We start from the raw sequence: 13,850 nt of genomic DNA, 5'->3' as shown, positions 1-13,850 counted from the left end.
CCGCACGTGCCGGCCGCCCCCGGGGCATGACCGCCACCCCTGCGGGTACCCGCGCCGCAGGAGACACCGCGGGAACGGGAGGGGCGCAGATGAAGGTCCGGAGCTCGCTGCGCGCGTTGAAGCGCAAGGCCAACTCGATAGTGGTCCGCCGCCGCGGCAAGCTGTTCGTGATCAACAAGGCCGACCGGCGGCAGAAGGCCCGGCAGGGCTGAGCCCCGGTGGTCAGGGGGTTCGAGTCACCGGTGTGGGCCGCGCGGGCGTGACGCCCTCCACCGGCGGGTGCGGCTGCGGCGGCGTGGGGGAGAGCAGGCGGGCGGCGGCGAAGCCGACCAGCGGCCGGTAGATCCGCACCGAGTCGGCGAGCGCGGAGAAGTGCGAGCCCGAGTTGCCGGCGTGGTACCGGGTGGCGATGTCGACCTGCTCGATCGGCAGCCCGTCCCGCACGGCGTGCAGCAGCACGTTCATCTCGTACTCGAAGCGGTCGCCGGGGACGGCGCCGAGCCAGCCGAGCATTCCCGCCGGATAGGCGCGCAGCCCGGTCTGGGTGTCCCGCACGTCCCGGCCGGTGGCCAGCCGGAACGCCGCCCGGGTGGTCGCGTTGCCGAACCGGCTGCGGGCCGGGACCTCGCCGTCGAACCGGCGTACGCCGAGGGTCGCCGCCCCGGTGGCGCGCATCCGGTCGGCCACCCGGACCACGTCGTCCACCCGGTGCTGACCGTCGGCGTCCACACACACCACGTCGTGCCCGGGACGGTCGGTCACGGCGTACCGGAAGCCGGTGCGCAGCACCACGCTCTTGCCCCGGTTGACCCGGCGGCGCAGCACCGTCGCGCCCCGGGCGCGGGCCTCGGCGAGCACCGCGGCGGCGGTCGGGCCGCTGCCGTCGTCGACGACCAGCACGGAGGCCCCGGGCAGCGCCGCGACCAGGTCGGTGACGAGCGGCGGCAGACGGTCACCCGGTCGGTACACCGGCACGAGCGCGATCACGGAACCTCCTGGGGACTCGCCCGTCGGCACGTCCGCCGGGTCGATCGACGAGCGTTCTACCCCGGCCGTCGGCCGGTGAATCCCCGCCCGCCGCCGAGCAGCCGGACCGCCCGGGTCAGTCCGCGCTCGCGGCGCAGCAGCGCCTCCGGGGTACGCAGGCCGAGATAGCCGAGCCGGCACGCGACCCGGGCGGCCCGCTCCCGCCGCGCCGGCACCGGATCCGGCCCGGTCACCGGCACGTCGCGCAGCGCCGGGCCGGACAGTCCGAGCGCACGCCCGGCGAGCAGCCGGACGCGGGGCAGATGCCAGGGATGGGTGACCAGCCCGAGTGGACGGTCCACGCCGAACTCGGCCGGATCGAGCAGCCCGTCCTGCACGGCGTGCGCCAGGTTCTGCAACGTGGTCCGGGACCGGGTCTCCACGGCCGACCGGACGTGGGCGTCGAGACCGGCGTCGCGGGCGAGCGCGCACATCAGCTCACCCTCCCGGAAGCCGTCCGGCGGGCCCGGCGCGCCGGCCGGCCCGTGCGGCCAGCCGCCGGTGAACACCACCCGCGCGGCGGGGTCGCGGCGGAACGCGGCGGCGTGCGCGCGGACGTACGCCACGGCGGCGTCGGTGCGCGCGGCGCTCTCGGCGGTGAGCCGGTAGCCGTCGTCGTCGGCCACCACCCCGCGACCGAAGACCAGCAGCACGGTGGCGGTCGGCGTCATTCCCCCACGGTACGTGCGGCTCAGTCCTCCTCGGCCGGCCAGGGGGCAGCGCCGACCCCGGTGACCCGGACGCCGCCCCACGGGTCCACCTCGGTCAGCCGGGCCCGGGTGACCCGGTCGCCGACGCGGACCTCCACGTCCCGCCGGCCGGAGCGCAGCAGCCGCACCAGGCGCGGCTCCGGGTCGGTGCGCCCGGCCCAGTGGTAGCGGCCGTCGACGGGTTCCCACCGGCCGCCGGCGTGCAGCCGGACCGGGGTGCCGGCGATCTCGGCGGGGCCCTGCCAGCTCACCTGTCGATCCGCTCGTGCGCGCGGGTCAGCTCCGGCGGCAGGTCCGCCCCGCGTCGGACCCCCTCGATGCCGCTCCACAGCAGGGTGGTCAGGTAGTCGGTCAGGGCGGCCCGGCGGATCGGCTGGCCGTGCGTGGTCCACCAGTCGCCGACCGCCTGGACGAACCCGACCAGCCCGTACGCCCACGGCTCGGCCGGGCCGGCGTCGAGGCCGAGCGCGCGCAGCCGGTCGCCGATCACCCGGGCCAGCCCGGTGGCGACCTGCCGGCTGGTGCCGCTGACCACCTGCTGGAGGCCGGGCAGGCCGGACTCGTGCACCAGGAACCGGTAGAGCGTCGGCTCGGACTCGATGACGCTCAGGTACGCGTCGATGGTCGCCTCGACCAGCGCGCGCTCCTCGCGTACCTGCTCCACCGCGGGCGCGATGGCGTCGACCACCCGCGCCGCGACCACCTCGCCGACCGCCAGCCAGAGCTGCGCCTTGTCGGCGAAGTAGCGGTAGAGCACCGGTTTGCTGACTCCGGCGGTGGCCGCCACCTGGTCCATGTCGACGCCGGGGCCGTGCCGCAGCAACGCCTGCACGGCGGCGGCGACCAGCTCCTGGCGTCGCTGCTCGCGGTGGTCGGCCCAGCGGTCGCGCCGGCCGCCGGACCGGGGCGGGGGCGGCGCCGGCGGAGCGCCGGAGCCATTGACATCGGTGGAGGTGCGTCGCATGCTACCACTCGTAACAGTTACTGGAAGTTACGTCAACCTGGAGGGGTCATGGAGCGGACGTCGGCCGGATTCCCGCGGGAGGCGGTCGCCGACCGCCTGCTCACCGCCTCGGTGCGGACCAGCTACGACCCCCTCGTCGACCTCGACTGGTCGGCGCCGCCGGTGCCCGGGGCCTACTGGCTGCCGCCGCGGCGCAGCAGCCTCTACGGCACCCCGCTGTGGGACGACATGACCGAGGAGCAGCGCGTCGAGCTGACCAAGCACGAGGTGGCCAGCGCCGCCAGCGCCGGACTGTGGTTCGAGACGATCCTCATGCAGATGCTGATCCGGCACTACTACGACGCCGATCCGACCAGCCGGCACGCCCAGTACGCGCTCACCGAGGTCGCCGACGAGTGCCGGCACTCCATCATGTTCGGTCGGCTGATCGAGGCGATCGGCACCCCGGTCTACCGGGCCGCCCCGGTCGACCACCTGCTCGGCCGCTGGCTCAAGGCCACCGCGACCGGCCCGCAGATGTACGCCGCCATCCTCATCGCCGAGGAGATCCTCGACTCGTTCCAGCGGGAGATCATGGCCGACGAGTCCTTGCAGCCGCTGGTCCGGATGGTCTCCCGGATCCACGTGGTGGAGGAGGCCCGGCACGTACGCTTCGCCCGCGACGAGCTGGGCCGCCAGGTGGAGGCGGCCGGCCCGGTGGCGCTCGGCTACGCGCGCCTGGTGATCGGCCGGGCGGCCTACTCGATCACCCGACGTCTGGTGAACCCCCGGGCGTACGCGGCGGTCGGCATCGCGCCGGCGGTCGGCCTGGCCGCGGCCCACGCGAACCCGCACTGGCAGGCCACCCTGCGGTGGTCCGCCCAGCGGATCGCCGAGCACCTCACCGAGCTGGGGCTGATCGCCGGCCCGGGACGGCTGCTGTGGCGCCGGTCCGGGCTGATCGAGGGCTGACCGGCGGCGGCCCGAAGGGGATGGACCGCCGCCGGCCGCCCGGTCAGGAGGTGGGGAAGCTGTCGGGGGTGCGGATCCGGTTGCGCATGAACGCGCCGGACTCGGTGAGCACCGAGGTGCCGGTGAAGGTGCCCGCCGCGCAGGTGCCCGGCCGCAGCGCCGCGCTGCCCTCGGGCGCGTCCGAGTACGTCCAGTTGGCGTAGCTGATCTTCAGCCGATCCAGCAGGTCCAGCCAGGCGTTGCTGCTGGCCGTGTCCACCGCGCCGTCACCGGTGTAGGTGACCGTGCCGAACTCGGTGACGAACAGCGGCAGCCGGGCGGCGGCCCGCTCGACCTCGGTGCGGTAGTTGTCCCGGTGCGAGGCGGCGTAGAAGTGGAACGTGTACATGATGTTCTGCGCCCGCACCGGGTTGTTGACGATCTCGTCGGAGTTGCCGCCCTCGGAGACGCCCAGCGAGGACCAGCCCCGGGTGCCGACGATGACCACGGCGTCCGGGTCGTTGGCCCGGATCACCGGGATGACCTGCTCGGCGTAGGTGCGGATGGTCGACCAGCTCACGCCGTTCGGCTCGTTGGTGATCTCGTAGATCACGTTCTTCTTGGCCGCGTTGCGCGCCGACACGGCGGCGAAGAAGGTCTTCGCCCGCTCCAGGTTGTACATCGGGTCGCCGGGGGTCAGCGTGTGGAAGTCGATCAACGCGTACATGCCCCGCGCCTCGGCCTTGTCCACCAGCGAGTTGACCTGGTTGGTGAACCCGGTCGGGTTGGTCTCGTAGCCCTGCTCCTGCACGTACATCGAGATGCGCAGCAGGTCGGCCTGCCAGTCGTTGGCAAGCGCGTCGAGCGAGGCGTCGGGGTAGCAGTTGGCGAACCACTGCAACCCGTGCGTGCTCATGCCGCGCAACTGGATCGGCCGGCCGTGCTGGTTGCAGAGGTTGACCCCGCAGACCCGCAGCTGACCGTTGATCGCGGCCGGCGTGGTGCCGGTGGGCGGCGGGGTCGTCGGCGGCGCGGTGGTGGGCGGGGGAGTGGTCGGGGGCGGCGTGCTCGGCGGCGGCGTGCCGGTGCCGCCGGTGCAGGCCGTGCCGTTGAGTGTGAACGAGGTCGGGCTCGGGTTCGACCCGGTCCAGGACCCGTTGAAGCCGACGGTCGTGCTGGCCCCGGTGCCGAGCGCGCCGTTGTAGTCCAGGCTGCGCCCGGTGACCGCGGATCCGCTCTGTTGCCAGGTGGCCGACCAGCCCTGCACCACGCGCTGGCCGCCGTCCGGGAAGGTGAAGCCCAGGGTCCAGCCGTTCACCGGGTCGCCGAGGTTCTTGACCGTCACGGTGGCGGTGAAGCCGCCCTGCCAGGAGTTGGTGGTGTAGGTGACGGCGCAGCCGGTCGCCGCCATCGCGTTCGTCGACGGCAGGACGGCGGTCGCCGCCAGGGCGAGCGCGCCGACGGCGGCGCCGACGAACAGGTGCCGCCGGGACGGCCGGGGGATCGAGAACATGCGGGAAGGTCCCATCTGGTGGGTGGTGATCGGAGGGTGCCCGACGTGAACCTGCCCGGAAGGTCGACTCGGTGCCCGGGGGAGCGCTCCCACGCAGAGGGTAGAGGCGGATGCCGATGCGTGCAACCGCCGGGGCGGCGCGGCGGGGTCAGCGCCGGGCGCGCCGGCCGCCGTAGAGCCGCAGCGCGTTGCAGACGTCGAACACGCCCGGTACGTCCCAGGCCAGCTCGGCGGCGACGCGACGGGTCTCCGGGTCGGCGACCATTCCGGCGAGGATGACCACCCGGTTCTGCACGGTGACCGTGATCTGCTGGCGCCGGGTGGTCCAGTCGGTGCTCAGGCGCTGCGCGACCAGCGACGCGAGCGCCACGTCCGCGCCGTCGGGCTCGGGCCCGCCGCCGGTGAACGGGAAGTCCGGGTACGGCCAGGGCATCATCACGGGGAGGGACTCCTTCTGCTCGGTCAGGACCGGGGGGCGGGTGCGACGCCCGACGCCGGGGCGCGGTCGTCGACGACGGCGAAGACGCCGTCGAGCCGCATGGTGTGCAACACGGTGAGCACGAACCGGGACGGCGCCACCAGGCACAACCGCCGGCCGTCCCGTCGGGCCTCCTGGTGCGCCCGGACCAGCAGACCCAGCCCGGCGGAGTCGATCACCTCCAGCCCGGCGAGGTCGACCAACTCCCGGTCGGCCCGGATCGACCGGTCGGCCAGCGCCCGGCGTACCGCCTCGGCGGGGTCGGCGTCGGGGGTGGGCCGCGGCCCGCCCACCGCCTCCACGTCGTCGAGGCCCAGGCCGTCGTCGGCGACCGCCGCCCGGGCGCTGCACCGGGGGCAGTGGTGCGGCCCGGAGGCGAAGGGCGAGCCGACCCAGTCGTGCTCGAAGACCAGCGTCCACACGACCTCGGCGTCGGGCAGCGTGGCACCCGTGCCGGTGACGCTGTCGCCGCAGCCGTCGCAGATGAGCATCATCAGATGTTCCGCCGGTACGACCGTCACACCTCCTCCTTCCGCCGGGCGGCCGGGTCGGGCGACGTCTGCCGGCCGGCGGCGACCACCGCCAGCACGACCGCGACGGCGGCGAACCCGGTCTGCACCACCAGGGGCAGCAGCGGGGAGCCTCCCGGACGCCGGTCGACCAGCCCGACCACGATCGCGCCGAGCAGCGCCGCGGCCACGCCGAGCGCGAGGGTCAACCAGACCGGGACGGCCTTGCGCCCCGGTAGGACGAGTCGTCCCACCGCACCGACGGCGAGGCCCACGACGAGCGCTCCGACGAGCGTGCTGCCGGTCACCACTCCTCCTCAGCGCCGCGCGGACGGGACCCGGGCGCGACCGCGGGCGGCCGGGCGGGGCGTGTCGACGACGGGTACCGACGCGCCCAGGCCGGCGGTGGCCAGGACCCGCCGGATCCGGGGGTGCGGATTGCCCAGGGTCAGGACCGCGTCCCGTCGGGCCAGGCGGCGGTGCACGTCCAGCAGCAGCGCGATCGCGGCGGCGTCCACGTGCCGGCACTGCGCGAGGTCGATGGTCACCTGCCGGGGCCGTAGCGCCAGGACGCGGTCCAGCACGTGCGCGACCTCGGACAGCCCGGCGAGGTCCAGCTCGTCGGTGATCTCCACCCGGACGTGCGGCACGGTGGACTCCGGCGGGGCGGACGGCAGGGTGCTGGTCATCAGGTCGCTTCCGTGACGGGGTTCCGGTTCGGCTCCCACTCTGGTCAGCGACCTTGGAGGTCACCGGACGGTTGTATGACGGTTCGGTGACAAAAACCGTGAACGGCCGACGCGATTGGGCGACCCGTGGCCAGCCGGTCATGATGCCCATATGACGGCCGTACTGGTGATCGAGGACGACGACCGCATCCGGCTCGCGCTGCAGCTCGCCCTGGAGGAGGAGGGCTACGAGGCCTACGGCGCGGCGACCGCCGAGGACGGGTTGCGCCGGCAGCGGGAGAACCCGGCCGACTACGTGCTGATGGACCTGATGCTGCCCGGCATGGACGGTTTCACCGGTATCCGGCAGCTACGTCGCGACGACGACGTTCCGGTCGTGGTGATCAGCGCCCGCGACGACACCCACGACATCGTCGCCGCGCTGGAGGCCGGGGCGGACGACTACGTGGTCAAGCCGGTCGCGATCAAGGAACTCTCCGCCCGGTTGCGGGCCCTGCGCCGCCGGGTCCGGACCGTGGCCGGCCCCGCGCCCGCGCAGTTCTTCGGCGACCTGGAGATCAGCGCCGAGGCCGGCGAGGTGCGACGGTCCGGCCGGCCGGTGCCGGTGACCCGGACCGAGTTCCGGCTGCTCTGCGAGCTTGCCGAGCACGCCGGCAAGGTGCTGTCCCGCCAGCAGCTGCTCAGCCGCGTCTGGGGCTACGAGACCGGTGACGAGCGGTTGGTCGACGTGCACGTCGGCCGGCTCCGGCAGAAGATCGAGCCGGATCCGGCCAACCCCCGTCACCTGGTCACCCTGCGGGGTCTCGGCTACAAGCTCCAGCGATGAGCCGTCCCGGACTGCGCGCCCGGGTGACCGCCGCGTTCGCCGTGGGCGCCCTGCTGCTGGCCGCGCTGATGGCCCTGTTCTCCTACGACCTGACCCGCCGTTCGCTGCTCGACGAGCGGGAGCGCACCGCCGTCCGCGCCGCCTACTACGACGCCGCGGTGGTCCGGTCCGGCCTCGACACCGGCACCCCGGACGTGGTGGCCGTGCTGCGCTCGCTGGACACCGGCAGCGCCCGACGCCCGCTGCTGCACCTGCGCGACGGCTGGTACGCCCGTACCGCGGACGTGGGCGCCAGCTCGGTACCGGCCGAACTGCAACGGGTGGTCGCCGACGGTCGGCCCGCCGTGCAGCGGATCCGCCTGGACGGGCAGCCGACGCTGCTCGTCGGGGTGCCGCTCCCCGGTGAGCTGGGTTACTACGAGTTGACCTCGCTGCGCGAGGTGGAGGACACGTTCCAGGTGGTCGGGCTGGCGCTGACCGCGGTCGCGATCATGATCGCGGGAGCCGGCGCGGCGCTGGGCTGGTACGCCACCCGGCACAGCCTCCGGCCGCTCACCGCGGTGGCCGACGCGGCCGAGCGGATCGCCGCCGGCGACTTCGCCACCCGGCTCGACCCGACCACCGACCCGGACCTGACCCGCCTGTCCAGCTCGTTCAACGAGATGGTCGACAAGCTGGTCCGGCGGATCGACCGGGATCGACGCTTCGCCGCGGACGTCAGCCACGAGCTGCGCTCGCCGCTGCAGACGCTGGCCGCCGCCGCGAGCGTCCTGACCCGCCGCCGGGAACACCAGGACGAGCGCACCGCCACCGCGGCGGGCCTGGTGGCGGACGAGGTGGCCCGGTTCCAGCGCCTGGTGGACGACCTGATCCAGCTGGCCCGCACCGAGCAGCCGGCGCACCGGGAGACCGTCGACGTGGTCGACCTGGCGCGGTCCGCCTGCCGCGAGCGGTCGTTGCCGGAGAGCCTGGTCGAGGTGTCGGCCGGCGCGCCGCACCGGTGGTGGGTCGACCGTCGCCGCTTCGCCCAGGTGCTGCTGAACCTGTTGGAGAACGCCGAACGGTACGGCGGCGGCCCGGTCGCGGTCCGGCTCGGCGCGGAGGACGGCGTCGGCGTCCTGGAGGTCGACGACGACGGTCCGGGCGTGCCGGCGGCGGACCGGGAGGCGATCTTCGACCGTTTCGTCCGGGGCCGGGCGGCGCACGCCCGGGCCGGAACCGACGGAACCGGGCTCGGCCTCGCGCTGGTGGCGCAGCACGCGGCGGCGCACGGCGGGACGGCGGCCGTGCTGGACCGGGACCGGGGCGCCCGGTTCCGGGTCGAGCTGCCCGGAGCGGTCCGATGAGGCGCCGGCTGGTTCCGACGCTGCTCGCGGCAGCGCTGCTCGCCGGGTGCGGTGTGCCGGTCGACGACGAGCCCCGGCTGGTGCAGCCGCCGCCCGGCCGGTTCCCGACACCGGCCGGCACCACGACGGCCGACCCGGAGGGTCGGGTGGACGAGCCGTTCTGCTTCGTCCGGGAGGACGGCCTGGCGGTGGTCACCCGTCCGGCGGACCGCCTGCCCGGCGTGGACGCCCACCTCCAGCACCTGCTGGCCGGGCCGGACCGCTGGGAGCGCGGCCGCGGGCTGGCCACCGCGTTGCCGGGCACGGTGGCGGTCGCGGGGGCCACGCTCGCCGGCACCGTCGCCACGGTCGACGTGCGCCAGGCCGGCGAGGAGACCGGGCGCAGCGACGAGGTGCTCGCCTTCGGGCAGATCGTGTGCAGCCTCACCCAACGGCCGGACGTGGACAGCGTGGCGTTCCGCCGGGACGGGCAGCCGCTGGAGGTGCCCCGCGCCGACGGGAGCGTCTCCGCGCTCCCGCTCACCGCCGCCGACTACCGGCCGCTGCTACCCCGTTGACCGGATTCCACGCCAGGTTGTCCGGTATACCCCTAAATCTCCATCGTCCGTTCGGTTGATTTGGCGGTGACCTTTGGTCTAGTGTGGCTGGCACGACCGGTGTGGGAGGCCACCCGTTCTCCAAGGACAGGAAGGGCAGCATGACCACGATGACCATGGCACCGTCCGCCACCGAGGTGCACCGCGCGCCGCAGACCGGTGAGGAGTCCCGCGCCAGCGAGCTGATCGGGGCGCTCGCCGCCCTGCCCGCGGACCACCCGCAGCGGGCGAGCCTGCGCAACCAGGTCATCGAGGCGTGGCTGCCGCTGGCCAACCACCTGGCCGCCCGCTACAGCGGTCGCGGCGAGCCGGCCGGCGACCTGGCCCAGACCGCGGCGCTCGGCCTGATCAAGGCGGTCGACCGGTTCGACGCCTCCCGCGGGGTCGACTTCGCCGGCTTCGCCATCCCGACCATCCTCGGCGAGATCAAGCGGCACTTCCGTGACCGCACCTGGAACATCCGGGTCCCGCGTCGCCTCCAGGAGCTGCGGCTGCGCATCTCCGAGGCGAACAGCACGCTGACCCAGACCCTCAACCGGGCCCCGACCGTGGCCGACATCGCCACCCACCTCGACGTCACCGAGGAAGAGGTGCTGGAGGGCCTGGAGGGTGCCCGCGCCTACAACGCGGTGTCGCTCTCCACCCCGATCGGCGACGGCGACAGCGCCACCGAGCTGGGCGACACGCTCGGCAGCGAGGACAACGAGTACGAGCTGGCCGAGCTGCGCGCCTCGCTGGGCCCGGCGCTGGCCACGCTCGACGAGCGCGAGCAGAAGATCCTCACGCTGCGCTTCTACGGCAACCTGACCCAGAGCGAGATCGCCGCCCGGGTCGGCGTGTCCCAGATGCACGTGTCGCGGCTGCTCGCCCGCGCCCTGACCAAGCTGCGGGGTCAGCTCACCGAGGCCTGATCCGCCACCGCGCACCGCGTCGCGACCGCCACCGGCCCCCGGCCGGTGGCGGTCGCGTCGTTCACCAGGTGGTGGGTGGGGGCGGCGGCACGACCGGCGGCCGGTCGTCGCAGGTGATGGTGTTCGGCAGCAGCCACGGCGCGAGCCACCCGCCGTCGTTGCCGCCGAGGTCGGTGAGGCCGAACTCGGATCCGGCCGGGGTGAAGTGGAACGAGCCGCAGTTGTTCACCCCGACCGCGCCCACGTTGCGCGCGTCGACGTCGGCGAAGCTGGCCCCGCCGGCGGTGCGGGCGCTCACCACCGAGGTGCCCGTGCCGTCGACCCGGATGTCGTGGAACCGCACGTTGTCGATCCGGACGCTGTCCTTCACCGGCCAGTCGCTGACCAGCATGATCGCGTTGTAGGTGCTGTCCAGGTAGGCGTCGCCGGTGACCTGGATGTCGGCGTCGATGCTGCGGTCCAGCGCGTAGAACCAGATCGCGCCGAGGCCGATGTTCCAGTTGAGGTCGTAGGTGCCGGCCCGGACCGTGGTGTTGCCGGTGATCCGGATCCGGCCGGCGAACGGCTCGGCCCCGAAGCGGGAGCCGATCTGGATGGCGCTGCCCTCGCGGACCGGGTCGGCGACCAGGTTGTGCGCGACGGTCAGGTCGGCGCCCCCGTAGAGCGCGATGCCGTTGGCCAGCACCGGCGACTGCACGGTGTTGTACGCGAACGTGTTGGACGCGTTCGCGGTCCCCTCCGACCACATGGCCAGGGCGTCGTCGCCGCTGTTGCGGACCACCGAGTTGGTGACCGAGGAGTGCGTGACGCCGGTGTGGAAGTTGAGCCCGTCGGCGATCTGGTCGGCGATCACGGTGTCGGTGACCCGCAGCCCCGTCATCGGACCGTCGAACCACATGCCGACCTTGGTGTGGTGCAGATAGAGGCCGTCGACGGTGCTGTGGTTGAGCGCTCCGCCGATGGCGTTGACCTGGTCGGTGTCGACGCGCTCGCGGACGTCGCCCTCGATCGCGAAGCCGGAGAGGTGGACGTGGCGACTGCCGCCGTCCGCCGCGTCGCGGCCGTAGAAGCCGACGCCGGTGTGCCGGGACCCGTCCGGCGCCGGGGTGTCGAGCGCGACCTCGCGTCCCTTCACGACGGTGTACCAGCTGCCGGCGCCCACGATGGTCACGTCGTCGACGATCACGTGCCGGTTGACCTGGAAGACACCCGGCGGCAGGTACAGCGGCCGGTCCACCCGGCGGGCGTGCGCCACGGCCCGGTCGAACGCGCCGGCGGACTCGCGCCGCCCGGTCGGGTCGGCGCCGAAGGCGAGCACGTTCACCGCGCGGGGAACCACCCGGGGCGGGGCGACCAGGTGCGCGTCCAGCAGGTCGATCACGGTCCAGGCGGCGGCCGTGCCGGTCGGCGCGGTCAGCCGGACCACCTCGCCGGCCCGGTGGGTCCGCCCGAGCAGCATCCGCTGCTCGTCGTAGAAGTGGTGCGGCCGGAACGGCTTGGCGACGACCGGGGTCGGTGTGGTGGCCGCCGGCACGCACGAGCACTCGGTGATCCACCAGTCCGGGTGCAGCAGGTCCGCGTCGGGGTCGTTGGTGAACGGGTACTGGTTGTAGAGCCAGGCGTACTGCGAGGTGAGCGTCATGGTGCGCGCGGGCGCCCGGCCGACGGCGACCCGCAGCGGCGCGGTGATGCCGCCGCCGCGCGGCGCGTCGGGGATGCTGTAGCGCACGGTCAGCGCGTTGGTGGCCCGGGGGAGCGTGAACTCGACGTACTGGCCGGGCAGCAGGCGGACGGCCCGGCGGCCGGACGCCTCGCCGGCCAGGGTGTAGGCGGACCGGTCGGGGCCGATGACGGTGCCGGTGGTGCGGGCGTTCTCGGCCTCCTGCTCGACGTAGTCGACGGCGGCGCCGCGCCCGGCCACCAGTGCCGGGTCGAGGGCGGCCCGGGTGACCGCCGGCGCCGGGCCGGGGGGCGCGGTCGCCGCGGCGGCGGAGCCGGGCGGCACGACCAGGGCGGCGGCGGTGACCGCCGCCGCGAGGATCCGCGGCACGCACGGGCGGCGGCCCGTGGTGCCTTCCACGCTCCGTTGCATCGGAGCACCCACTTTCGCGAGGAGGGGACGGTGGTGGCCTCGGCGCGGGTGAGGGGCGCCCGTCGACAAGGTGCCTCATGTTATTCCTGCGCCCTGCCCTCTTTCAAGCATCATCATGTTCGAATCTTTCACTCCACCTGGGCGTCGGAACGTCAAGAATTGGGCGGGTTGGCTGTTCTTTTCTTGCAAGAAACCGACGTAGGATTGCCGCCGTGACGAAACGCTTGACGGAGGTGGCCCGCAAGGCGGGTGTCAGCGAGGCGACCGTGAGCCGCGTGCTCAACGGCCGCGGCGGCGTGTCCGAGGTGACCCGGACGGCCGTGCTGACCGCCCTCGACGTGCTCGGCTACGAGCGCCCGACCAAGTTGCGCGGGGAGCGCGCCCGGCTGGTCGGTCTGGTGCTGCCCGAGCTGCAGAACCCGATCTTCCCGGCCCTGGCCGAGGTGGTCACCGGCTCCCTGGCCCAACGCGGGTTCACCCCGGCGCTCTGCGCCCGCACCATCGGCGGCGTGCCCGAGTCCGGCTACGTGGAGATGCTGCTGGACCACCAGGTCAGCGGCGTCATCTTCGCCGGCGGCTCGTACGCGCTCGCGGACGCCTCGCACGAGCACTACCGGCGCCTGACCGATCGCGGCCTGCCCGTGGTGCTGGTCAACGCCGGCGTCGAGGAACTGGGCTTCCCCCGGGTGTCCACCGACGACGCGGTCGCCGTCGAGCAGGCGTACGGGCACCTGCGCTCCCTCGGCCACGAGCGGATCGGCATCGTGCTCGGCCCGGCCGACCACGTGCCCTCGCGCCGCAAGCTCGACGCCATGGTCCGCGCCGCCGGCTGGGGCGAGGACCGGTCCCTCGTGGAGCGGTCCAGCTTCTCCATGGAGGGCGCGCGGGTCGCCGCCACGAAGCTGATCGAACGCGGCGCCACCGGCATCGTCTGTGCCAGCGACGTGCTGGCGCTGGGCACCATCCGGGCCGCCCGGCGGCTCGGCTGCGCGGTGCCGGCCGACGTCTCGGTGGTCGGCTTCGACGACTCCGCGTTCATGACCTGCACCGACCCGCCGCTGACCACGGTGCGCCAGCCGATCGAGACGATGGGCCAGGCCGCCGTCGACCTGCTGGTCACCCAGATCGAGGGGGCCGGCGTGCTGCACGACGAGCTGCTCTTCGAGCCCGAGCTGGTGGTACGCGGCTCCACCGCCCCCGCTCCCCGTACCTGACCCGGCGGGCCACCCGGCCGCCGACCGCTACCCGCGGTCGGCGGCC

Annotated in this window: 17 protein-coding genes; 7 read left to right on the top strand and 10 right to left on the bottom strand. The window is 74.0% G+C overall.

The genetic code is table 11. The annotated features are described in order from the left end of the window. Window positions 1–89 precede the first annotated feature (89 nt). On the top strand, window positions 90–212 hold the full coding sequence (locus tag COO58_RS12125) for a 50S ribosomal protein L36 (RefSeq protein ID WP_091575115.1): 123 nt from the start codon (window positions 90–92) through the stop codon (window positions 210–212). 10 nt (window positions 213–222) lie between these two features. On the opposite strand, the gene COO58_RS12120 is transcribed toward COO58_RS12125, so the two are convergent. The 4 genes from COO58_RS12120 to COO58_RS12105 are packed head-to-tail and all read right to left on the bottom strand — an operon-like array spanning window position 223 to window position 2,700. Next, window positions 223–987, bottom strand: a complete 765-nt coding sequence (locus COO58_RS12120; RefSeq protein ID WP_098745020.1) for a glycosyltransferase family 2 protein — start codon at window positions 985–987, stop codon at window positions 223–225. Window positions 988–1,043: 56 nt separating this feature from the next. Continuing rightward, on the bottom strand, window positions 1,044–1,697 hold the full coding sequence (locus tag COO58_RS12115) for a YdcF family protein (RefSeq protein ID WP_091575107.1): 654 nt from the start codon (window positions 1,695–1,697) through the stop codon (window positions 1,044–1,046). Window positions 1,698–1,717: 20 nt separating this feature from the next. Further along, on the bottom strand, window positions 1,718–1,987 hold the full coding sequence (locus COO58_RS12110) for a DUF4873 domain-containing protein (protein ID WP_091575103.1): 270 nt from the start codon (window positions 1,985–1,987) through the stop codon (window positions 1,718–1,720). Continuing rightward, the gene (locus COO58_RS12105; RefSeq protein WP_091575099.1) at window positions 1,984–2,700 is read right to left on the bottom strand and encodes a TetR family transcriptional regulator; all 717 of its coding nucleotides are present in this window, start codon (window positions 2,698–2,700) and stop codon (window positions 1,984–1,986) included. Before COO58_RS12105 ends, COO58_RS12110 begins: the two co-directional genes overlap by 4 nt. A 48-nt stretch (window positions 2,701–2,748) precedes the next feature. Between COO58_RS12105 and COO58_RS12100 the strand changes: the two genes are divergently transcribed. Next, complete coding sequence (locus COO58_RS12100) at window positions 2,749–3,651, top strand: diiron oxygenase (protein ID WP_098745018.1); 903 nt, start codon at window positions 2,749–2,751, stop codon at window positions 3,649–3,651. A gap of 43 nt (window positions 3,652–3,694) precedes the next feature. On the opposite strand, the gene COO58_RS12095 is transcribed toward COO58_RS12100, so the two are convergent. The 5 genes from COO58_RS12095 to COO58_RS12075 all read right to left on the bottom strand — a co-directional run bounded on the left by COO58_RS12095 (window position 3,695) and on the right by COO58_RS12075 (window position 6,819). Further along, window positions 3,695–5,143 carry a cellulase family glycosylhydrolase gene (locus tag COO58_RS12095; RefSeq protein WP_091575093.1) on the bottom strand — a complete coding sequence of 483 codons (1,449 nt, stop codon included), beginning with the start codon at window positions 5,141–5,143 and terminating at the stop codon, window positions 3,695–3,697. Between the two features lie 148 nt (window positions 5,144–5,291). Next, on the bottom strand, window positions 5,292–5,582 hold the full coding sequence (locus tag COO58_RS12090; RefSeq protein ID WP_091575089.1) for a BON domain-containing protein: 291 nt from the start codon (window positions 5,580–5,582) through the stop codon (window positions 5,292–5,294). A 23-nt stretch (window positions 5,583–5,605) separates the two neighbouring features. After that, the gene (locus COO58_RS12085; RefSeq protein WP_091575085.1) at window positions 5,606–6,142 is read right to left on the bottom strand and encodes an STAS domain-containing protein; all 537 of its coding nucleotides are present in this window, start codon (window positions 6,140–6,142) and stop codon (window positions 5,606–5,608) included. Then, a complete protein-coding gene (locus COO58_RS12080; RefSeq protein ID WP_091577677.1) occupies window positions 6,139–6,438 on the bottom strand; it encodes a hypothetical protein in 300 nt (99 codons plus the stop codon). The genes COO58_RS12085 and COO58_RS12080 overlap by 4 nt, the downstream gene beginning before the upstream one ends. A gap of 9 nt (window positions 6,439–6,447) precedes the next feature. Continuing rightward, a complete protein-coding gene (locus COO58_RS12075; RefSeq protein WP_091575082.1) occupies window positions 6,448–6,819 on the bottom strand; it encodes an STAS domain-containing protein in 372 nt (123 codons plus the stop codon). A gap of 151 nt (window positions 6,820–6,970) precedes the next feature. Between COO58_RS12075 and COO58_RS12070 the strand changes: the two genes are divergently transcribed. The 4 genes from COO58_RS12070 to COO58_RS12055 all read left to right on the top strand — a co-directional run bounded on the left by COO58_RS12070 (window position 6,971) and on the right by COO58_RS12055 (window position 10,498). Next, window positions 6,971–7,645 (top strand): response regulator transcription factor, encoded by a 675-nt coding sequence (locus tag COO58_RS12070; RefSeq protein ID WP_091575079.1) that lies wholly within the window; start codon window positions 6,971–6,973, stop codon window positions 7,643–7,645. After that, the gene (locus COO58_RS12065; RefSeq protein WP_091575075.1) at window positions 7,642–8,991 is read left to right on the top strand and encodes a cell wall metabolism sensor histidine kinase WalK; all 1,350 of its coding nucleotides are present in this window, start codon (window positions 7,642–7,644) and stop codon (window positions 8,989–8,991) included. The genes COO58_RS12070 and COO58_RS12065 overlap by 4 nt, the downstream gene beginning before the upstream one ends. Continuing rightward, window positions 8,988–9,548: a GerMN domain-containing protein gene (locus COO58_RS12060; RefSeq protein ID WP_091575072.1), complete on the top strand. Its 561-nt coding sequence runs from the start codon at window positions 8,988–8,990 to the stop codon at window positions 9,546–9,548. Before COO58_RS12065 ends, COO58_RS12060 begins: the two co-directional genes overlap by 4 nt. Window positions 9,549–9,688: 140 nt before the next feature. After that, window positions 9,689–10,498, top strand: coding sequence for a SigB/SigF/SigG family RNA polymerase sigma factor (locus COO58_RS12055; RefSeq protein ID WP_091575069.1), 810 nt, complete (start codon window positions 9,689–9,691; stop codon window positions 10,496–10,498). 61 nt (window positions 10,499–10,559) lie between these two features. On the opposite strand, the gene COO58_RS12050 is transcribed toward COO58_RS12055, so the two are convergent. Beyond that, complete coding sequence (locus COO58_RS12050; protein WP_098745017.1) at window positions 10,560–12,590, bottom strand: glycosyl hydrolase family 28-related protein; 2,031 nt, start codon at window positions 12,588–12,590, stop codon at window positions 10,560–10,562. Between the two features lie 212 nt (window positions 12,591–12,802). On the opposite strand from COO58_RS12050, the gene COO58_RS12045 reads away from it, so the two are divergent. Next, on the top strand, window positions 12,803–13,804 hold the full coding sequence (locus tag COO58_RS12045) for a LacI family DNA-binding transcriptional regulator (RefSeq protein WP_091575062.1): 1,002 nt from the start codon (window positions 12,803–12,805) through the stop codon (window positions 13,802–13,804). The last annotated feature ends 46 nt before the right edge of the window (window positions 13,805–13,850 follow it).

The sequence above is a fragment of the Micromonospora sp. WMMA1996 genome, from assembly GCF_002573675.1.
Classification (GTDB): domain Bacteria; phylum Actinomycetota; class Actinomycetes; order Mycobacteriales; family Micromonosporaceae; genus Micromonospora; species Micromonospora sediminicola.
This window is presented reverse-complemented; position numbering and strand designations above follow the sequence as displayed.